Genomic DNA, 20,520 nt, shown 5'->3' on the forward strand with positions numbered 1-20,520 from the left:
CTTGCGGTTGTGCCCTCGCTGCAACACGACACGTTGGTCGCGTGTCAGCTGTCCCGGAGCCGCGCCACGTGGTCCCAGACCTTGGAGATCACCACCGATCCCTCGCCCACGGCGCTGGCCACCCGTTTGACCGATCCGGCCCGGACATCGCCGACGGCAAAGACGCCGGGCAAGGATGTCGCGAAGGGGCTGTCCTGCGACACGGCATCCCCGGTCAAAACGAAGCCGTTGTCGTCGCAGGCGACCTGGCTCCCCAGCCAATCCGTATTCGGGGCGGCCCCGACCATGATGAAGAGCGCGCGACTGTCGATGCGGTCGTCGCCCGGTTTGACGCCCGGCCCCTTGAGGCTGATCGCCTCCAGCCGGTCGTCGCCCTCGAGCCCCGCGACCTGGGTGCCATAGCGGATGCGGATGCCCTCGTCCGCCTCCAGACGTTCGCTCAGATAGCTCGACATGCTGTCGGCCAGGGTGTCGCCGCGCACCAGCAGATGCACGCAGTTGGCGTGGCGCGACAGGAACATGGCCGCCTGCCCCGCCGAATTGCCGCCGCCGATGATGACGACATCGGTGTTCTTGCAGAATCGCGCCTCGATCTCGGTCGCGGCATAGTAGATGCCCGCGCCTTCGAAATCCTCCAGCCGGGGCAGCGGCAGACGGCGGTACTGCACGCCCGTCGCCACGACGACCGAGCGGGCGCAGGTGGTCGTGTCATCGTCGAGCGTCACGCAGAACGTCCCGTCCTCCCGCGTCTCGAGCGCCGTGGCCCGGCGCGGCACCGCGAAGCGGGTACCGAATTTCATCGCCTGCACTTCCCCGCGCCAGCACAGGTCGGCCCCCGAAATGCCCGTCGGGAAGCCCATGTAGTTCTCGATCCGGCTGGAGGTGCCCGCCTGCCCGCCGATCGTCGCATCTTCGAGGACCAGCGCCGACAACCCCTCGGCGCCCGCGTAGACCCCCGCCGCGATGCCGCCCGGGCCGCCGCCGACGATCAGCACGTCATGCGTTTCGGTCGCATCCAGATCGAGGTCGAGGCCGAACAGCCGCGCGATCTTGCGGGGCGTCGGGTCCGCGATGACGTGATCCTTGCCGAAGATCACCGCCGGTTCGCGGGCAATGGCACAGGTGGCGGCAACGTCCTCCGCCTCCTCCCCGTCGAGATCGAGGGTGCGGAACGGAATGCGGTTGCGCGCGGCAAAGGCCCCGATGGCCCGGATATCGCGGTCGCGGTCCATCCCGATCAGCGTCAGGCCCGCGTCGTTCGATTCGATCAGCCGCCGTCTGCGGGCCGCCAGGACCGTGACGATGATGTCCGACATCTCGGGCACCTGGCTCATCAGGTCGAGCATCGGGGCGCGATCGACCACCAGAAAGCGGCTTTCCGTGACAGTCCGCGACGCCAGCATGTTGTTGGCCCCGGTCAGGAACCCGATGTCGCCGACGAATTGCCCCGGCCCAAGGGTGGCCCCGCCGCCATACCGCCCGCCCGTGACCGGATCCACGGCCTCGGCCTCCCCCTCCAGCAGATAGAGGAACCGGTCGAGAGGCCGCCCGAGCGAGAACAACTCGACACCGGCGGCCACCACCTCCTCCCGCGCGATGGCGCGAATGCGGGCCACATGGGCGTCGGTCAGCGGGGTGCGCACCATGGTGCGAAGGTCTGCGGCAAGGCTTTCCATCAGGCGTCTTTCTGGCCGAACAGGCCGGTCAGGGCGCGCTGCACCAACGAGGTGATGCGCGGCGGGCGTTCATGGGTGAACGGCAGGGGGCGGCAGACTTCCATGGCGGCAAGGCCGACGCGGGCCGTCAAGGCCCCGTTCACCACGCCTTCGCCGAAACGGCGCGACAGCTTCGACAGGATGCCGCCCCCCGCCACCGAATGGATGAGGTCGTCGCCGACCGCGACCGCCCCCGTGGCGGCCAGATGGGTCAGAACCGTGCGCGCCAGGCGCCAGCTGCCCAGGGTGCCGCCGCGTCCGCCATAGATCAGGGCGATGCGTCGGATCATCCGCAGGTTGCTGGTCAGGGCCGCCACCACATCGGCCAGGGCAAGCGGCACCACGGCGGTGACGAGGGCGACCTGCCGCGCGGCGGCCTCCACCTCGCGGGCGGCGGCGGCGTCGAGCGGGGCAAGAAGGCTGCGTTCTGTGAGGGCGATGACCCCGTCGGCGTCGAAGACATCGGGCAGTCGGGCGGCCAGATCGTCGCGCCCCCACCGAGTGTCGGGCCGACCGGCATAGAAGGTCGCGATATGGGTGGCGAGCACTTTGGCCGAAGCAAGATCACCGACGGCCGCCGCCTCCCGGCGCAGACCGTCGATCCGGCCAAGACGCGATAGTGCGACCAGTTCGCGCAGGATGATGGCAAGGCAGACAAGCACGAAAAGGCCCACAAGGGCCGTCGCGACAAGCCCCAGGATCGGACGCTCGGCCAGCAGGGTGGTCACGAAATCCCAGGCCGCGACCGACATCGCAAAGGTCAGAAGCGCCCCGAGCGCCGCAAAGAACCATCCCGCCAGGCTCCGCTGCCGCCGCCCGGCCAGAAGCGCCAGCGTCTGCATCGCACGGCCCGAGGGGGGTGGCACGATGTCCTCGTCGGGCACGGGCGGGGCATTCGCCGGATCGATGCGGGCCAGGGGCTCCGGGTTGGCATTGGTGGCCTGCGGCGTGTCGATGTCGAACAGGACGGGACCGCGACGGCGACCGTCCTCGGGCGGGGGGGCCATGATGCGCTCCGTCTGAGGTGACCCTCAATTTAGGCGGTTCGGGTCGCGATACAACGGCCCGATGTCCTGCGTCACCCGTTGACGACTCCCGACCGGGCTGGTCCAAGGCGGCAACCTTTGACCTGCCCTGCCAGAGACCGCCCATGACCCGGACCAGACGTATCGTCCTCTCGAGCGACCACGCCGCCATCGACCTGCGCCAGACCGTAGCCGACCACATCGCCGCCCGGGGGTGGGAGGTGCTGGACATCGGTCCGATCAAACCCGAAAGCACGCCTTACCCCGAACATGGCGCGGCGGCAGCCCGGCGCGTGGCCTCGGGCGATTGCCGGTTCGGCCTGCTGTTCTGCGGCACGGGCCAAGGGATCATGATGGCCGCCAACAAGATCGACGGCATCCGCTGCGGTGTCTGTGCCGACCCGTTTTCGGCGCGCATGATCCGGATGCACAACGATGCCAACATGCTGTCCATCGGGGCGCGTGTCGTGGGGGCGGGGCTGGCGCTCGACATCGTCGACGCCTTTCTCGACGCCGAATTCGAAGGCGGACGCCACGCCACGCGCGTCGACATGATCCGCGCGCTAGAGGTCTGAACCACCCCTCCGCACTAGAGCCGGTCCGCCAGCAGGAACTCCGCCGCCCGGTCCAGTCGAATATGCGGCGGCCCGTCCCCCGGCCGCAGGGTCAGCGGTGCCGGCGCGAAATCCATCACGTCGTAGTCTCCATCGAGCCAGTCGCTCTCGCCCTGGCGCGCGGGCGTCAGGATATGGCCCGGATCCTCGGGCAGGTCGCCCGGATGCAGCGCCGCCTCGCGCCCGCCGTCCAGCAGGCGACCGCGCACCACCGGCAGCTCCTGACCGTTGTGCGTCCGCGTCTCCTCGACCGTCGCACGCAGGGCCGCCATGGAAATGGCACGCGTCTGTGCGCCTGCGAAATCGGCGCGGGACCGGGCATCGCGCACCATCGCCTCCAGGATGGCGGTCAGGCGGGCGTGCTGCGTGTGGTGCAGGTGGTCGGCCTTGGTCGCCGCGAACAGCAGGCGGTCCACCCGCCGCGCGCCCAGAAACTGCATCAGCCAGCCGAGCGCCCCGGGCCGGAATGCGGTCAGGATATCGGCCATGGCGGCGCGCATCTCCTCGACCGCGCGCGGGCCGCGCCGGATTGCCCCGAGAACGTCGAGCAGGATGATCTGGCGGTCGAGCCGGGCGAAGTGGTCGCGAAAGAACGGCTGCACGACCTGGCGTTTGTAGGCCTCGAACCGGCGCTCCATCTCACGGCGCAGCGACCCGCGCGGAGCCTCGCCCGGGGGCAGCGGCGCGAAGGTCAGGACCGGACTTCCCTCCAACTCCCCGGGCAGCAGGAAACGCCCCGGCGTCAGGTCATAGGCCCCGGCCGCGCGCGCCTGTTGCAAGGCGGCGGTATAGCTGCGCGCGAGCGCCTGTGCGACGGGCTCAACCAGCTTGGCCGCCGGATCGACATCCGCCATCGCGGCGGCATAGTCAGTCGCCCCCCAACTGGCCAGCCGGGTCAGCGCCCGCGCTGACCAATCGTCATAGCTTTTCTCCATAAGCCCCAGGTCCAGCAGCCATTCGCCCGGGTAATCCACGATATCCAGATGAACCGTCCGACTGCCCCGCAAACCGCCGAGCAACCCGCCGGGCCGCACCTTCAGCGACAGCCGCAACTCCGACACCGCGCGGGTGCCATCGGGCCAATGCGGATCGCGCACCGTCAGTGCCGCCAGATGCGTCTCATAGTCGAAGCGGGGCACGGTATCGTCGGGCTGCGGTTGCAGGAAGGCCGCCTCGATCCGGTCGCTCGCCGAAAAGCCCGGCATACGGCCCCGGTCGATCAGGTTGGCCACCAACGACGTGATGAACACCGTCTTGCCCGCGCGGCTGAGGCCCGTGACCCCAAGTCGCAACGTCGGATCGAACACATCGGTCACCGAGGCGGCGACATCCCCCACCCCGCGTGTCACCGCATCCGCCAGCCGTCCGATCATCGCCGTCCCCTCGTTTCAAGCGAACCTAGGCACGTTGCGCCCCGAGGAAAAGGAGCCCCCCTTCTCTGCTTCGAAAATACTCCGGGGGGTCAGGGGGGCTGGCCCCCCTGCCTCGGCCATCCTATCACCGGTCCATGCCGCGCTATGCACTCCAAATTGAATACGACGGTCGGCCCTTTGCGGGCTGGCAGCGGCAGGATGGGCCGGCATCGGTGCAGCAGTGCCTGGAGGAGGCGTTGCGGCGGCTTGATCCGGGGGTGCCGTCGATCGCGGCGGCAGGGCGGACGGATGCGGGGGTCCATGCCACGGGACAGGTCGCGCAGGCCGACATGAGCCGCGACTGGGACCCTTTCCGCCTGTCCGAAGCGGTCAACTGGCACCTGAAGCCCGCCCCTGTCGCGGTGACGGATTGTGCAAGGGTTTCAGACGATTGGCACGCGCGGTTTTCGGCAGTGGAGCGGCGGTATACGTTTCGGTTTGTGGCGAGACGGGCGCCTTTGACGCTCGACGCAGGGCGGGCCTGGCGGGTGCCGGGGCCGCTAGACGTCGACGCCATGCGGGCGGGAGCCGCACATCTGATCGGGCTGCATGATTTCACGACCTTCCGGGCGTCGATCTGCCAGGCGAAAAGCCCGGTGAAGACGCTGGATGAGATCACCTTCGAAGCCCCGCCCTATCCCGGCGGGCAAGATATCCGGATGCACCTTCGCGCCAGAAGTTTCCTGCACAATCAGGTGCGTAGCATTGCGGGAACGCTGGAGCGGGTCGGGGCGGGCGCGTGGGAGCCGGACCGGGTGCGCGATGCGCTGGAGGCGCGGGACCGTGCCCTGTGCGGCCCGGTTTCGCCGCCCGACGGGCTGTGCCTGACGGGGGTGGGATACCCTGACGATCCGTTCGGTGCCGCACGGGCAGAATAAATCCGCACCTGTGGTCAGCTACCTGAAATCATGGGAAAAACCGGGGCACCCCCGGTACACCCCCTGTACACCTCCCGTACATACACGGGGCGCGCGTTGACGGTTTGGTAAGTGTTCACCCTCAGGATGGCATGCGGAAGGCCGCGTCGGTTGATCCCCACAGGTCTCGTTCCGTCGGTGTTCTGTGGTCGGTTATTTTGGGTGAGGCCGTCTTGGGGTGATGCAGCGAACGGCCGGTTCGAGCCCACTTTGCCTAATGCTGCACTTCGCACAAATGTCCGGTCGTTAAGTTGCAGCTAAAAACGTGAAAACTCAAAACTGGTTTTGCCGCGGTTTGTGTCACAGGACTCTCCAACGATCCTGTCGAGTAGGCACGCAGTGGGAGAAACGACCGGTTAGGTCACTCATCCACTATTGGTAGACCCTGCCAAATCAGTGAGTCCTGAGCTTGATTAACCCACCCTTTGCCTGCGTGAAGTCGGCGGCACCGTCTGCGTACGAGGACTGATCGCGAAATCGCCCGTGCATTTGCCTGAAATACCAGATTATTGTGGCCACATGGCACGAATGGTTTTGAACCTTAAATGAGCGGATTTGATGCTAAATGACGAGGAAGATTACTGGCTGATCGACGCGGTGTCCGGATCAAGGGAAAACGATACGTCGCCTATTCTAACGGTTGAAATCATTGAGAGCGTAAGGCCATTGACCGACCAGTTTGGCGTCGCCGCACCGTTGACCGTTCCCGCATCCCTCCAAGACACGCTCTTCGGGCAAGACAAACTGGCCATAGGCAGCGCGATCCTGCCCTTGCATACCTATGTCATTCTTGATGCGGCCAAGGTGCCCGGCCTGCCCGAAATACTGGAAACCTCCGGCCTCGGTCATGCCTGCCTTTTCCAAGGCACCGCCGCCGAAGAGTTGCGAGATGTCGCGCCATGGATCGTATGCCTCGAAGAAGGGCATAGCTTCACACGCAGCCTCTTCACGGCAGGTGACGGACCAAGCCAGCACTGGGATGCAGAGCCTGGTATCTTCCTGAAATCATTGGAATCGCTGGAAGAGGTGCGCAGACACCTGCGCAAGTTCACGAGGGTCAGAGATGGGCACGACCGCTGGATCTACTTCAGGTTCTGGGAAAGTCGCTCCCTGGCCGCGCTTGCGCTGAACGGGATGGCTCGTGGTGGAATTGCGGAGCAGATGCTGGCTGGATTGGTCAAGCCGACGATGCTCTTCGTGGATAGCCGTAGATCGAGATGCATCGTCGTGCGACGCAACGAGGCTATACCAACGGCAGTTTTACCACGCGAGCCTTTACTGACGGAACGCGACAAGGAGGTTCTCTGCGTCGGTCGACGTCTGGAGCAGATCGAGATTCTGGTCGAAAAACTGCTTCGGGTCCGACCTGCGGAGATGGCAGCCTGGCCGCCCGAACAACAGCATCGCCGGATTGCCGGGATCGTGGCCCATTTCGAGGGATTGGGATTTTCGCAGATGCGTAGCCTGATGCTACTGTGCGGATGGTCGCTGACCTATGGAATCGATCTTGCCCCTATCGACCGGGACAACCGCATTGCCGAAGTGTTGCAGTCGAGATCGCCTGAACATGATCGTATCGCAGCCTTGGAAGTCTTCGTCTCCCAAAGGCATAGCCGCACATCGAGTGAACTAAGAGCATGATTTCCCTGCGCTCCCTGCTTTTCGTTCTCTGCGCGGCGATCCTCGTAACGGGATGTCGGTTCTACCCGGACCGCCTCTACTTTCAGGGCCGTTCGGCGGAACCGGGAGCATGGCCGATCATGTTCGGAACGATCGAGGTGAACGAAACGCCGATGTCCATTCTGGGGCATGGAAATGTCGATACCAGTATGCCTCCACCGGTGGAGAACGGCTCCGTTTTCCTGAGGGTCCCTTGGGTAGAGTATCGGACTGGCGCGAGTTGGCGGGCAGATATAGAGCTGCCTCTTTCACTTGCGGCTCGATATCAGAACACCGTCGATCTGGAGGTGGCGGTCGGGCGGAACGGAGAAATCGAGATATCGAGCCGCCCAACCGCAGGGGCCGAACCGATCCTGGTGTTGGCCGAATGTGCTGTCCGCACGCCGGGGTCCGACGCGGGTTTCGAGGCGACGATCCAGTATCATGCCTCTCTGGAAAACTGGGAAACGCCGGAAAATATGAATGCGCCGCTTCCACCCACTTCCTGCGTTTCGGAATGATCCAGAATGACGACCATAGATGACCCCTTGCTGGCGGAAGCCGATGACCTTCAGGACGCCGGCGCACTTGGGAACGTCGAGCGTGGGTGTCCTGTGGTGCGGGTGGAATACGGTGTATTCTTTGACGGCACGGGGAACAACGAAACGAACTACCTAAGCGGCATCGACATGCGTGCAAAAGGACAGGTGACATCGGGGAGCTATGACAATGAGGCATCGAACATCGCGAAGCTGTTCAACGAATACAAGAATGAGGAGGACGCCGCGCGCGAGCGCAACCAGGATGGCAGCCCGTGCGTCGTTTATGACAGCTTCTATGTCGACGGGATCGGGACGACGGCCGGCCGTGGCGACAGCAATATAGGTTTCGCGACGGGCCTCGGTCGGACTGGTGTGAACCAGCGGGTCGCGCGAACGATAGAGCATATCTCGATGCGCCTCGCGCAGATCTCGGCCGAGATCGATGAAGTGATCCTAGACGTCTTCGGTTTCAGCCGTGGTGCGGCCGCCGCCCGCCATTTCGTCAACCTGCTGCACGACATCCGCAATCTAGACGTCGGCGCGCGGCGCCCTGGCAGCTTCTACAGCCCGCTTTTCACACATGAAAAACTTCGCATCCGTTTTGTCGGGCTATTCGACTGCGTCGTATCGACAGGCACCGTGGCTGACGACGATAACTATGCCGGATCCGCAATTGGGTTGACCGACGACATCGCAGAAAAAGTCGTCAACATTTTTGCAGGAGACGAATTCCGCCTGAATTTCAGCGCCAATTCAATTCTGGCACGTCCCAACCGCTTGACAGGCGGCGTCGAAGGAACGCGCGAAGAATATATCGGACCGGGCGCTCATTCCGACCTGGGAGGAGGTTATTCTGCACATTTTCCCGAAGCGCCGATCATCGCGCTAGAGGCTGGTCGTGGTCCTACTTTGGCATCGCCCCAAGACATGATCCAGCATCTCGAAACAGCAGGTGAGCTCAGCCCAGCAGACATCGAACGCAAGCAAAGACTGGTCGAGAAAGGTTGGTGCCTCCCCGGCGAGATTGACAACTGTTACATCAAGCAGCCGATCTCGGACGATTGGGGTTACCACATAATCCTCGATCGTTCCGCCTTCCACGATCACCGGTTGGCCCGCGTCTACCTGCACGTGATGCACCAGCTCGCCCTCGACAATGATGCCGGGTTGCGAAGCGCCCTCCCGTCAGGACCGCTCTATGACGTGCCGGGCGATCTGGGATTCCTGAAGAACAAGGTCCTGAACCGCCAGCCTCTGACGCGTTCGGAGACCGTCTTGGTGCGGCGAATGTACACGCATCATTCAGCCCATTTCGCAATCAGCGACACATTGATCGGAACCGCGCTCGAACTGCGACCCATGATCCCGCAGAACGGTACGATACGAACGATCTATCCAAATGACCCCAACAACTAGCAGTTTGCCTCCGGCGCGTTCAGGGCGTCGCGCATTCAATAGTCGTCCTCATTGCATGTCATCGCGTTCAATCTTTGGAGATCCTGCCAACCGGTTCGTTCCCGATACCCTGCGCGGACTGTCGGGCGAGTTGAAGGGGACGGTTGCCTTCGTCGCAAGGCTCGGCCAGCTTTCGAGTTCAGAGGTTGAACATGCCGCGTAGAACCCCGTTCAAGCGCCATCGGTCTCCACGTGATGTCACCCATTGCACGGCCCGGTGCTACGTGCAGTATCCAGAGTCCTATCAGGATATCGTGGATCTGATGGCCGAGCGGGGGGTTAACTGTCGATCGTCCAAGCGTGTATCGTTGGGTAATCAAGTTTGGGGCCAAGATCACCAAAAGGACCGTTTTTTGACCGTTCTGTCCGCAAAGCAGACTGTACGCTCTTGAGCGACAAGTGCGACGTTAGGTCCCCCGTGCCCTTTCACCGCCGTTCGGGGCGGGACGCCACGGCGATGGATCGGTGATTGCCGGAAGGCGAAGGACTGGTTAGAAAGACTTACCAATTTGCCGGAGTCCGCGCCCATGCCCGTCATCACCAACGTCGACGATCTGCATCGCATCTACAAGCGGCGGGTGCCGAAGATGTTCTATGACTACTGCCAGTCGGGCAGCTGGACCGAGCAGACCTTCCGCGAGAACGAGACCGATTTCGACAAGATCCGCCTGCGTCAGCGGGTGGCGGTGGACATGACGGGCCGGTCGGTTGCGACCCAGATGGTCGGGCGGGATGTGGCGATGCCGGTGGCGCTGGCCCCCGTGGGCCTGACCGGGATGCAGCATGCGGACGGGGAGATCCTGGCCGCGAAGGCGGCGGAGGCCTTCGGCGTGCCCTTCACCCTGTCGACCATGTCGATCTGTTCCATCGAGGATGTGGCCAAGCGGACGAAGAAGCCGTTCTGGTTCCAGCTTTACGTGATGAAGGACGAAGAGTTCGTCGACAACCTGATCGGGCGGGCCAAGGCGGCGGGCTGCGACGCGCTTGTCCTGACGCTGGATCTGCAGATCCTGGGGCAGCGGCACAAGGACCTCAAGAACGGGTTGTCGGCCCCGCCGAAGCTGACCCCCGCGACGATCGCCAACCTGATGACGAAGGTGGGTTGGGGATTGCAGATGTCCAAGACGACGCGGCGGACGTTCGGCAATATCGTCGGCCATGCGAAGGGGGTGTCGGATACGTCCTCGCTGTCGAGTTGGACGGCGGAGCAGTTCGACCCGAAGCTCGACTGGGACAAGGTGCGCCGGATCAAGGAGAAGTGGGGCGGCAAGCTGATCCTGAAGGGGATCCTCGATGCCGAGGATGCGCGGATGGCTTTGCAGGTCGGGGCCGATGCGATCATCGTGTCGAACCACGGCGGGCGACAGCTGGACGGCGCCTTGTCGTCGATCCGCATGCTGCCCGAGATCGTGGACGCCGTGGGATCGCAGGTCGAGGTCCACATGGACGGTGGCATCCGGTCGGGTCAGGACGTCCTCAAGGCGATGGCCCTGGGGGCGAAGGGGACCTATATCGGACGCGCGTTCATCTATGGTCTGGGGGCCATGGGTCAGGAGGGTGTGAAGCACACGCTCGACGTGATCCACAAGGAGCTGGACGTGACGATGGCGCTCTGCGGAGAGCGGAACATCCACGACCTGGGGCCGCACAACCTGCTGGTGCCCAAGGACTTCAGGGACGCCTGGGCTGCGCCTTTGCGAAATAGCTGAGCGGCCAGATCATCACGAGGATGAGGGCGACGCAGGCGAAGGCCCACCGAAGGCCCATGACCTGCGCCCCGAGGCCCATGAGGGCGGGCGCGAAGAAGAATCCCAGGAAGCCGATGATCGCGACGCGGGCGATGACGGCGGTGCGTTGGCGTGGGGCCGAAAGGCGACCGGCAAGCGCCAGCCCCATGGGGCCGATGACCGAGATGCCCAAGCCCATGAGGCCGAAGCCCGCGTAGGCCACCAGCGGCGTGGGCGCGGCGGCGGCGATCAGGACCCCCAGGATGGCGAAGGAGGTGGCCAGGCGGATGACGCCCAATTCGCTGAGCCGTGCGGCGACGGCTTGCCCCGAGAAACGCCCGAGGGCCATGGTCATGCCGAGCATCGCGGGGCCGAAGGCGCCTTCGGCCGCGCCGCCCGACAGGGTGCGTTCGATGTGGAGGGCGGACCAGGCCTCGACCGTGGCCTCGGCCATGAAAGCGATGAGGACGATGCCGCCGCAGAGGGCCACCAAGGCCACGGGAAGGCGGCTGACCGGGCCGGTGGTGTCGTCGTGGGGCGTGACCTCCATCCGCTGGAAGGGTGCGGTGGCGAGGACGAGCAGGCCGGTCAGCGGAAAGATCACCTCGGGGCCGAAGCCCGCTTCGCGCAGCGCACCGGTCAGCAGGGCCGAGATGGCGTAGGCGACCGAGAACATGGCGTGGTTCACGTTCATCAGGCTGCGGCCGGTCCGGGCCTCCACCTCGGAGACGCGGGCGTTCATGACGACGTCCGTGAGGCCCGACACCATGCCAAGGACGCAGAGAATGGCGAAGAACACCGGCATCGTCACCGCCACGGCGGGCAGCATCGCGGCGAACCCCAGCATCGCCGTCCCGAGCGGCAGGGCCAGCGCGCCCATCCGACGGTCCCACCGGGGGGCGAGGTAGAGCGTGAACGACAGGCCGATCGCGGTGGCCAGCAGCAGCAAGCCATAGGTCGCATCGTCCGCGCCGATCCGCGCCTTGAGCACCGGCGCCATGGCCGCGATGCAGCCCCAGGTCAGGCCCACGGCCATGAAAGCCGCGACGGGCGCCCGGCTGAGCGCTAGGGCGGAGAGGATGGACATGGACGACCCTTTCGCCGCGGATCCTAGCCGTGATCCTTCATCAGGCGCGCCTTCTGACGCTGCCAGTCGCGCTTGGCCGTGGCCTCGCGCTTGTCGTTGTTCTTCTTGCCCTTGCCGACGCCGATCTTGAGCTTCACGATCCCGCGGTGGTTGAAATACATGACCAGCGGCACGATGGTATATCCCTCGCGCGCGGTGGCGTTCCATAGGCGTGACAGTTCACGCCGCGACACCAGCAGCTTGCGGCGGCGGCGTTCCTCGTGCCCGAAGGTCTTGGCCTGGGCATAGGGGGCGATATAGCCGTTTACCAGCCACAGCTCGCCCTCCTTCACCTCGGCATAGCTTTCGGCGATGTTGGAACCGCCCTGCCGGAGGGATTTCACCTCGGAGCCTTCGAGCATGATGCCGCATTCGATATCGTCCTCGATCGCGTAATCGTACCGTGCCCGCCGGTTCTCGGCGATGACCTTGTAGTTCTTGTCTTTGTCGTCCTTTGCCATGGCCTGCACTTAAGTGCGGGCGGGCGGTCTGTCCACGGGGGAGACCTTGCCGGAGGCGATTATCCACCCGACCGCCACCAGCGCGCAGGCCCCGCCAGCCAGCCCCAGGGCCCACAGTCCCGGATCCGCGACCACCAGCCCGCCAATCACCGACCCGATGGCCGCGCCGACGTAGATGCAGGCGGCATTCAGGGCCAGCGCCACCGGCGCCTGCGGCCCGGCCAGCGAGACGAGCCGCATCTGCTGCCCCGCCGTGAAGCCGTAGCCGCAGGCGTTCCAGACAAAAAACAGCCCCATGGCAAGCCCGAGGGGCAAGGGCAGCAGCGACAGGATCGGCATGATCGCCACTTGCAGGCAGGCAAGCGCCAGAATGGTGCGCAGCGGCCCCAGACGGTCAGCCACCCACCCGCCCACCAGGTTGCCTGCGACGGCCCCGAGGCCACAGACGACAAGGGCAGCGGTGACGCCATCCCGGCTGAGGCCCATCCGGCCTTCGAGCAGGGGGGCGAGGTAGGTGAAGGGGATGTAGATCGCACCGAGGAAAACGGCGGTGAAGGTGATGGCCAGCATCAGCGGCCCGTTGACCAGCACCGAGGACAGGTCGCGCAGGCGGACCGGCTGGAACGTCAGCCCCGCAGGCACCCGCATCCACATCACCGCCGTGAAGGCGACGGCCAGCGCCGCCACCAGCCCGAAGGCCGCACGCCAGCCGTAGGTATAGGCGATCCAGCTGCCGGCGGGGACGCCCAGAACCTGTGCGATGGTGAGGCCCAGAAAGACCAGCGACAGGACCTTGCCGCGCTGTTCGGGCGCGGCGAGGCCTGCGGCGACAGCGGCGATCACGGGCGTGGTCATGCCCGCCCCCGCCGCCGCCAGAACCCGCGCCGCGAAAAGCCAGCCCGGCGTCGGGGCGAGCGCCGAGGCAAGGGCCGCCAGCGCGAAGAGCCCCATGCCGAAGACCATGACCCGCCGCCGCCCGATGCCGCCCGTCGCCGACACCAGCAGCGGCGACAGCGGCGCATAGGCCAGCGCATAGGTGGTCAGGACCCAGCCCGCCTGCGACGGGGTGAGCGACAGGTCGCGGGCCAGCGGCCCGAGCGCGCCGATCACGAGGAAGGCGCCCATCCCGATCACGAAGTTCGCCCCCGAGAAGACCCAGATCAGGCCCCGGGGCATGCCACTCAATTCAGCAGGCCGGCATGGCGCATGGCGTCGGCGATGCGGGCCTTGGTGCCCTCGGTCGCGGGGGTGAGCGGCAGGCGCACCTCCTCGGTGCAGCGGCCCAGAAGCGACAGGGCGTATTTCGCGCCGACAAGGCCCGGCTCGGCGAAGATGGCCTGATGCAGGGGCATCAGCCGGTCCTGGATGTCGAGGGCGGTGGCATAATCGCCCGCCAGCGTCGCCTCCTGCATCTGGCTGAGCAGGCGGGGGGCGACGTTGCAGGTGACGGAAATGCAGCCGGTGCCGCCCTGGGCGTTGAAGCCATGGGCCGTCGCATCCTCGCCCGAGAGCTGCACGAAATCCTTGCCGCAGGTCAGGCGTTGCGCGCTGACCCGGGCCAAGTCGCCGGTGGCATCCTTGACGCCGACGATATTGGGTAGCTTGGCCAGCTCGCCCATGGTGGCAGGCGACATGTCGACGACCGAGCGGCCCGGGATGTTGTAGATGATGATCGGGATGCCGACCTGGGCCAGCACCGTGAAATGGGCGATCAGCCCCGCCTGCGTCGGCTTGTTGTAATAGGGCGTGACGACGAGGGCCGCGTCGGCGCCCACGTCCTTGGCGAATTGCACGAAGCGCAGCGCCTCGGCGGTGTTGTTGGACCCTGCCCCGGCGATGACGGGCACGCGGCCCGCGGCGCGGGTGACGACGGCCTTGATGACGGCCTCGTGCTCGGCATGGGTGAGCGTGGGGCTTTCGCCGGTGGTGCCCACGGGAACCAGCCCGTGGGAGCCTTCGGCGATCTGCCAGTCGACCAGAGCGTTCAGCGCGTCGAAATCGACCGCGCCGTCCTTCAGGGGGGTGACCAGTGCGGGCATGGAGCCTTTGAACATCGGTGCGTCCTCCTGTTGGCCGAGATCGCGCGGAAACTAGCCGCAGGCGGTCAGGGCGGCAAGCCGATGGTTTGTGATGAATCACATCACTGCTAATGAGAGAGATAAAGGTGCGACACGGAGAAGTTCGCCCTATGTTGGGGTCATGATGCAGAGATTTCTTGTTGCGGGCTGTGTGGCCCTTGGCTTGCTCGCCCCGCTGCTGCCCGCACCGGCGGCGGCGAATGCGGCGCTGGAAACGGGGCTGGCGGAACTGCGCGCGGGCGACGAGGCGGCGGCGCGCGAGGCGATGACGCGGATCACCGACCCGGTGGCCCGCGACGTTCTGCTGTGGCACCTGCTGCGCAATCGGCTTGGCACCTTCCGCGAGGGTCAGGCGTTTCTGGCGCGCAACGGCGATTGGCCCGGGCTCGAGTTGTTGCGGGCGCGGGTCGAACTGGACATTCCGGTCACCATACCGCCCGCAGATGTCGTCGCGTTCTTTGCCGAAGACGCGCCGCAAACGTCGAAGGGCGCGCTGCTGCTGGCCATCGCCTATCGCGCCCTGGGCCGCGAGACCGAGGCCGAGATCACCGCCATCGACGCTTGGTTGACGATGCCGATGCCCGCGTCGAGCGAGGCGGGGTTCCTCGAGGTCTTCGGCCCGATCCTGCCCCCGTTCGACGGCGCGCGGCTGGATGCGATGATCTGGTCCGGCGATATCCAGTCGGCGGAGCGGGTGCTGGACCGGCTGGAAGGGCCCGAGGCCGACCTGGGCCGCGCGCGCATCGCCCTGCGGGAAGATCGCGACGGGGTCGATGCCCTGATCGAGGCGGTGCCGGCCGATCTGCGCGACCATCCGGGGCTGGCCTATGAGCGGTTTCGCTGGCGGCTGAACAAGGGGCGGACGGCGGATGCACTGACGATCCTGTTCGACTATGACGAGAGTGCGGACACGCTGGCCAACCCCGAAGCCTGGGGACAGCACCGCGAGCGGCTGGCACGCGGCCTGATGCAGGATGGCAATGTCGCCGCCGGATACCGCGTGGCGGCGAACCACCACCTGATCGGGGGCAACGAGGACACGGCAGGTCTGGAGTGGCTGGCGGGGTATATGGCGCTGCGCTTCATGAACGACCCCGGGCAGGCCGCCGAGCATTTCCTGGCCTTCGACGCCAATGTCGCTTCGCCCATCTCGAAGGGGCGGGCGGGGTACTGGCTGGGTCGGGCCTGGGAAGCGGCAGGCGAGACCGCCAAGGCCGCCGAGGCCTATGCCATGGGCGCGCGCTATCAGACCAGCTTCTATGGCCAGCTTGCCGCCGAACGCGCCGGCCTGCCGCCCGATCCGTTGATGGCGGGCACCGAAGCCTTCCCGCCCCTGGCCGAGGCGTCGTTCCGCGACAGCACCGCGCTGGCCGCCGCCCGCCTTCTGGCCGGGATGGGCGAGCGGAGCCTGGCCGAACGCTTCCTCACCCACATGGCCGAGGAATTGCCCCGGACCGATATCGGCACGTTGATCGACGTGGCGCTCGACGATCTGGACGACCCGCATATCGCCCTGCTGATCGCCAAGCGCGCCGCGCAATACGGGCACGAACTGCACCGGGGCTATTTCCCCGTGACCGACCTTGCTCGCCTCGACAGCCCGGTGGCCCCCGAGCTGGCGCTGGCCATCGCCCGCCGCGAAAGCGAATTCGACCCCGTCGTGGTCTCGGGGGCCGGGGCCGCCGGGTTGATGCAGCTGATGCCCGGCACCGCGCGCGAGATGTCGGAGCTGATCGGGTTGGATTACCGCCAGTCGGCGCTGACGACCGATCCGCTTTACAATGCGCGCCTCGGCACTGCCTATCTGGGCGAGCTGGAACTGGAATTCGGCTATTCGCCCATCCTCGTCCCCGCCGCCTACAATGCGGGCCCGTCGCGCGCGCGCCGCTGGTCCTCGGAACTGGGCGATCCGCGCAGTGCTTCGGTCGATGTGATCGACTGGATCGAGGACGTCCCCTTCGCCGAGACCCGCAACTACATCATGCGCGTGTCCGAAAGCCTGCTGCCCTATCACGCCCGCTTGAACGGCGTCCCAGACCGCGTCCCCCTGACCCGCTGGCTGCGAGAAGGCTACGGGGAGCTTGCACCGCCGACCGTCGGGGCGACGCGGGGGAATTGAGAACTACGGGGCAATATCAACGATTGGCTTTTTCCAGTCTTCGAGAAGTTCGCCACCCGCAAGATGTACATTTCAATGGCATTCCTTGCCGTGGTGCCATGATCAAGAACCGTTGCGTATAAGAATATGCATCAAGGAACGTCTCTCCGCCTGATATCAATCTCACAACTTTTAATCATACCGGAATGAAGCTGCAAATTACGCCGAATTCGTTTATCTGCTTATTAGATGCCACTCTCTCGAAAAACACCCCGGACCGGAATCAAGCCGAAGGCGCCGGTCTGATCGGCAACCCGCCCCGACCCTCAGGCCTTCCGGGCGCGCCAGAGGGTGAAGAGGCCCGCGGCGCAGACGATGGCACCGCCCAGGAGGACGTGTGTTTCGAGCGCTTCGCCGAACACGGTCACGCCGATGAGCGAGGCGAAGACCAGTTGCAGGTAGGCGAAGGGTTGCACGGTGCTGGCCTCGGCGACCTCGTAGCAGCGGATCAGCAGCCAGTGGCCAAGCGCGCCCGACACGCAGAGCGCGGCCATCCAGCCCCAGTCGGGCGGGCTCATGGGTTCCCAGAACCAGATGCCCACGGCGGTCATGGCGATGGCGCCCATGGTGCCGGTCCAGAAGAAGCTGGTCGCCGCCGTGTCCTTGCGGGCGACGTAGCGGGTGAGCAATCCGTAGAGCGCGAACATCAGTGCCGCCGTCAGCGGCAGAAGGGCCGCCGGGGCGAAGACCGACACGCCGGGTTGCAGGATCACCAGCACCCCGACGAAGCCCACGGCGATGGCGAGCCAGCGCCGCCAGCCCACCTTTTCGCCCAGGACAGGACCGGACAGCGCTGCGACCAGAAGGGGATAGGCGGCGAAGATGGCGTGGCTTTCGACCAGCCCCAGAAGAACAAAGCCCCCGACCATGACGCAGATTTCGGTGGCCAGCAGCAGGCCCCGGAACGCCTGAACCAGCGGTTGCGAGGTGGCCGCAGCCGCCCGGAGTCCCCCCGCCTTGCGCGACGCGATGGTCATCACGAAGGCCGCGAAAAACCAGTAGCGGATCATCACCACCATCAGGACGTTGTATTCCCCCGCCAGGTGCCGCGAGAAGCCGTCCTGAATGGCGAAGACCAGGGTCGTCGCGACCATCAGCCAGATGCCCAGACGATCGCCAGTCATGTCAGCCGCCCCCGTGTCATGTGTCGTTTGCGGCCATGGCCTGGCACGCGCTCGACCGTGAAGCCCGCGTCTTGCAGGGCGCGGCGGACGTGGCCCGCTGCCGTATATGTGGCGAAGGTGCCGCCCGGGGCGGTGTGCTGCGCGACCTCGGCCATCAGGGCGGCGTCCCAGAGTTCGGGGTTCCTGGCGGGCGAGAAGCCGTCGAGGAACCAGGCGTCGGCGCTGCCGTCCCAGGTCGGCAAGGTCGCACGGGCATCGCCCGGGACGATGGTCAGGTCCATGCCCGGCAGGTCGATCCGCATGGCCGGCCAGTGATCCAGCAAGGCCTCGGACGGCAGGTCGGGAAAGGCAGAGAGCGCGCGGGCCATGTCGTCGCGCCCCAATGGATAGGCCTCGAACGAGGTGAAGCGGAGGCGGCCCGGACCGGCCCAGGCCTGCGCCGTGACCAGCGCGTTGAGCCCGGTGCCAAAGCCCAGTTCGGCGATATGAAACCCGTCCCGCAGGCGCCCGGGCAGGTCGTTGCCGTCCAGAAACACGTGCCGCGTTTCCGCCACGCCATCGTCGAGCGAGAAATACGGATCGTCGAACCGCGTCGCGATCGGTGTCCCGTCGCGCCACTCCAGATCGGATGAGAGGTTTTCGTCGTCCATACCGTGCCCTATGCCCTCAGTCGGACAGGACAGGAAGAGGCAGGCCTTGGCAATCGACGTCACCGTATTCGGCGCGGGCATTTTCGGCCTGTCCTGTGCCTGGGCCCTGGCGCGGCGCGGCGCGCGGGTGCAGGTCATCGACCCGGCGGGTGTCGGCGCGGGGGCGTCCGGCGGCATCGTCGGCGCGCTGGCCCCCCATGTGCCCGAACAATGGAACGACAAGAAGGCCTTCCAGCTCGACAGTCTTCTGATGGCCGAGGCGTGGTGGGCGGACGTGGTGCAGGCGGGCGGCGGCGCGCCCGGCTATGCGCGCACGGGTCGGTTGCAGCCGATCCCCGACGCCGAGGCGCTGACCCGGGCCGAAGCGCGCGGGGTCGGAGCCGCCGAATTGTGGCGGGGTCAGGCGGTCTGGGACGTGGTCGCGGCACCCGACGATTGGTCCCCTGGCACGGCGCAGGTCATTCGCGACACACTCAGCGCGCGGATCCACCCGCGCCGCGCCTGCGATGCATTGGCCGCCGCGATCTGCGCCACCGGCGGGCGGATCGAGACATCGGGAGAGGCGCGGGGCCTGACGCTGCACGCCACCGGATGGACCGGGCTTGCCGCGATGACCGACACGCAGGGCCGCGCGGCGGGTGGCGGGGTCAAGGGTCAGGCGGTCCTTCTGGATCTGGACCGTCGCGATCTGCCACAGCTCTATGCCGACGGGTTGCACATCGTGCCCCATGCGGATGGGACCACGGCCATCGGCTCCACCTCCGAGCGGGACTTCGACAGAACCGGAACCGACGCGCAATTGGACACGGTTCTGGCGCGCGCCGTTGCGGCGGTGCCCGCATTGGCGGCGGCGCGGGTTCTGACCAGATGGGCGGGGGTGCGGCCCCGGGCCCGGTCGCGGGCGCCGCTTCTGGGACCATGGCCCGGACGGCCCGGGCATTTCATCGCCAATGGCGGTTTCAAGATCGGCTTCGGCATGGCCCCCAAGGTGGCCGAGGTCATGGCCGACCTTATGCTGACCGGACAGGGCGACATTCCCGAAGCCTTCGGCACCGCGGGGCTTGCGCCCGGCCCCGGTCGGGATTAATCGGCCCCCCTGCCCCGCCGGGGCCATGTCTCCGACCACCATGTAAAAACGGACTTACATCATGATCTTCGCAATTCTCGCCATGGGGCTGATCGTCGTCGCCTCCAACATCGGGGTCCAGTTCCTGATCGCCGACGGATGGCTCACCTGGGGGGCGTTCAGCTATCCGCTGGCCTTCCTCGTCACGGACGTCACCAACCGCCTTTACGGGCCGCAAAAGGCGCGGGTCGTCGTGCTCGCGGGCTTTGCCGTCGGGCTTGTCTGCTCGCTGATCGGGACACAGATCATGGGCGAGTTCGGGCCGCTTGTGACGCTGCGCATCGCGATGGCGTCGGGGCTGGCGTTCCTTGTGGCGCAGATGATCGACCTTGCCGTCTTCTCGCGCCTGCGGGAGCGGCAGTGGTTCGTCGCACCGCTGACCTCCTCGGTGATCGGGTCGGTGGTGGATACGGCGCTGTTCTTCACCATCGCCTTCGCCGGTTTCCTCGCGTTTCCCGTGGCTTGGGGCGACGTATCCTGGGCGCAGGAGGCGACGGCTGTGGGGCCGCTCTGGGTCGGGCTGGCTTTGGCGGACTGGTCCGTCAAGATCGCGGTCGCGCTTTTGGCGCTGGTGCCTTTTTGGGCCATTACGCGAAAGTTTGCACAACGGGTTGCTTAAAGGGGGTTGACGCATACCAGATGTGTGCCACTTTCGGGTCATCGGCAACCCATTGAAAGGAGGTGATCCAGTGTCAAGAAAGATGGTGGAGAAGTGCGTCGGGACAATCCTG

General features: G+C 66.0%; 18 protein-coding genes. 9 read left to right on the forward strand and 9 right to left on the reverse strand.

The window, feature by feature from the left end:
* Positions 1 to 44: 44 nt before the first annotated feature.
* Together BM002_RS08100 and BM002_RS08105 are read right to left on the reverse strand one after the other, a co-directional pair.
* Entirely contained in the window at positions 45 to 1,676 is a 1,632-nt protein-coding gene (locus BM002_RS08100) for an FAD-dependent oxidoreductase (RefSeq protein WP_092779335.1), read from the reverse strand.
* Positions 1,676 to 2,722, reverse strand: coding sequence for a YcjF family protein (locus tag BM002_RS08105; protein ID WP_092779337.1), 1,047 nt, complete (start codon positions 2,720 to 2,722; stop codon positions 1,676 to 1,678). Before BM002_RS08105 ends, BM002_RS08100 begins: the two co-directional genes overlap by 1 nt.
* A gap of 143 nt (positions 2,723 to 2,865) precedes the next feature.
* On the opposite strand from BM002_RS08105, the gene rpiB reads away from it, so the two are divergent.
* The gene (gene rpiB, locus BM002_RS08110; protein ID WP_092779339.1) at positions 2,866 to 3,315 is read left to right on the forward strand and encodes a ribose 5-phosphate isomerase B; all 450 of its coding nucleotides are present in this window, start codon (positions 2,866 to 2,868) and stop codon (positions 3,313 to 3,315) included.
* Positions 3,316 to 3,329: 14 nt separating this feature from the next.
* Here rpiB and BM002_RS08115 read toward each other — a convergent pair whose 3' ends face one another.
* Positions 3,330 to 4,727 carry a YcjX family GTP-binding protein gene (locus BM002_RS08115; RefSeq protein WP_092779341.1) on the reverse strand — a complete coding sequence of 466 codons (1,398 nt, stop codon included), beginning with the start codon at positions 4,725 to 4,727 and terminating at the stop codon, positions 3,330 to 3,332.
* Between the two features lie 134 nt (positions 4,728 to 4,861).
* Between BM002_RS08115 and truA the strand changes: the two genes are divergently transcribed.
* From truA to BM002_RS08140, 5 genes are all read left to right on the forward strand, one after another.
* Entirely contained in the window at positions 4,862 to 5,644 is a 783-nt protein-coding gene (gene truA, locus BM002_RS08120; RefSeq protein ID WP_092779343.1) for a tRNA pseudouridine(38-40) synthase TruA, read from the forward strand.
* Positions 5,645 to 6,241: 597 nt separating this feature from the next.
* Positions 6,242 to 7,324, forward strand: coding sequence for a DUF4123 domain-containing protein (locus BM002_RS08125; protein ID WP_092779345.1), 1,083 nt, complete (start codon positions 6,242 to 6,244; stop codon positions 7,322 to 7,324).
* Complete coding sequence (locus tag BM002_RS08130) at positions 7,321 to 7,863, forward strand: hypothetical protein (RefSeq protein WP_092779347.1); 543 nt, start codon at positions 7,321 to 7,323, stop codon at positions 7,861 to 7,863. Before BM002_RS08125 ends, BM002_RS08130 begins: the two co-directional genes overlap by 4 nt.
* Positions 7,864 to 7,869: 6 nt before the next feature.
* Positions 7,870 to 9,300 (forward strand): T6SS phospholipase effector Tle1-like catalytic domain-containing protein, encoded by a 1,431-nt coding sequence (locus BM002_RS08135; protein ID WP_092779349.1) that lies wholly within the window; start codon positions 7,870 to 7,872, stop codon positions 9,298 to 9,300.
* A 566-nt stretch (positions 9,301 to 9,866) separates the two neighbouring features.
* Entirely contained in the window at positions 9,867 to 11,048 is a 1,182-nt protein-coding gene (locus BM002_RS08140; RefSeq protein ID WP_092779351.1) for an alpha-hydroxy acid oxidase, read from the forward strand.
* Here the strand turns inward: BM002_RS08140 and BM002_RS08145 are convergent.
* From BM002_RS08145 to dapA, 4 genes are read right to left on the reverse strand one after another with little or no spacing between them, the layout of a single operon-like run.
* Positions 11,011 to 12,153: an MFS transporter gene (locus BM002_RS08145; protein ID WP_092779353.1), complete on the reverse strand. Its 1,143-nt coding sequence runs from the start codon at positions 12,151 to 12,153 to the stop codon at positions 11,011 to 11,013. The two genes, BM002_RS08140 and BM002_RS08145, sit on opposite strands and share 38 nt — an antisense overlap.
* Positions 12,154 to 12,176: 23 nt before the next feature.
* Positions 12,177 to 12,653 carry an SsrA-binding protein SmpB gene (smpB, locus tag BM002_RS08150; RefSeq protein ID WP_092780491.1) on the reverse strand — a complete coding sequence of 159 codons (477 nt, stop codon included), beginning with the start codon at positions 12,651 to 12,653 and terminating at the stop codon, positions 12,177 to 12,179.
* Positions 12,654 to 12,662: 9 nt separating this feature from the next.
* The gene (locus tag BM002_RS08155; protein WP_092779355.1) at positions 12,663 to 13,829 is read right to left on the reverse strand and encodes an MFS transporter; all 1,167 of its coding nucleotides are present in this window, start codon (positions 13,827 to 13,829) and stop codon (positions 12,663 to 12,665) included.
* Between the two features lie 5 nt (positions 13,830 to 13,834).
* Positions 13,835 to 14,707, reverse strand: a complete 873-nt coding sequence (dapA, locus tag BM002_RS08160) for a 4-hydroxy-tetrahydrodipicolinate synthase (protein WP_092779357.1) — start codon at positions 14,705 to 14,707, stop codon at positions 13,835 to 13,837.
* Between the two features lie 148 nt (positions 14,708 to 14,855).
* Between dapA and BM002_RS08165 the strand changes: the two genes are divergently transcribed.
* Entirely contained in the window at positions 14,856 to 16,850 is a 1,995-nt protein-coding gene (locus BM002_RS08165) for a transglycosylase SLT domain-containing protein (protein WP_139212313.1), read from the forward strand.
* A 305-nt stretch (positions 16,851 to 17,155) separates the two neighbouring features.
* Here the strand turns inward: BM002_RS08165 and BM002_RS08170 are convergent, their stop codons facing one another.
* Together BM002_RS08170 and mnmC2 are read right to left on the reverse strand one after the other, a co-directional pair.
* The gene (locus BM002_RS08170) at positions 17,156 to 18,013 is read right to left on the reverse strand and encodes a DMT family transporter (protein ID WP_092779361.1); all 858 of its coding nucleotides are present in this window, start codon (positions 18,011 to 18,013) and stop codon (positions 17,156 to 17,158) included.
* Positions 18,010 to 18,663, reverse strand: coding sequence for a tRNA (5-methylaminomethyl-2-thiouridine)(34)-methyltransferase MnmC2 (mnmC2, locus tag BM002_RS08175; protein ID WP_092779363.1), 654 nt, complete (start codon positions 18,661 to 18,663; stop codon positions 18,010 to 18,012). The genes BM002_RS08170 and mnmC2 overlap by 4 nt, the downstream gene beginning before the upstream one ends.
* A 10-nt stretch (positions 18,664 to 18,673) precedes the next feature.
* Here mnmC2 and BM002_RS08180 point away from each other — a divergent pair, with 10 nt between their 5' ends.
* Both BM002_RS08180 and BM002_RS08185 read left to right on the forward strand, forming a co-directional pair.
* Positions 18,674 to 19,750: an NAD(P)/FAD-dependent oxidoreductase gene (locus BM002_RS08180; protein WP_092779365.1), complete on the forward strand. Its 1,077-nt coding sequence runs from the start codon at positions 18,674 to 18,676 to the stop codon at positions 19,748 to 19,750.
* Positions 19,751 to 19,811: 61 nt separating this feature from the next.
* Entirely contained in the window at positions 19,812 to 20,408 is a 597-nt protein-coding gene (locus BM002_RS08185) for a queuosine precursor transporter (RefSeq protein WP_092779367.1), read from the forward strand.
* The last annotated feature ends 112 nt before the right edge of the window (positions 20,409 to 20,520 follow it).

It is taken from the genome of Jannaschia pohangensis, from assembly GCF_900113875.1.
In the GTDB taxonomy this organism is placed as follows: Bacteria; Pseudomonadota; Alphaproteobacteria; order Rhodobacterales; family Rhodobacteraceae; genus Jannaschia; species Jannaschia pohangensis.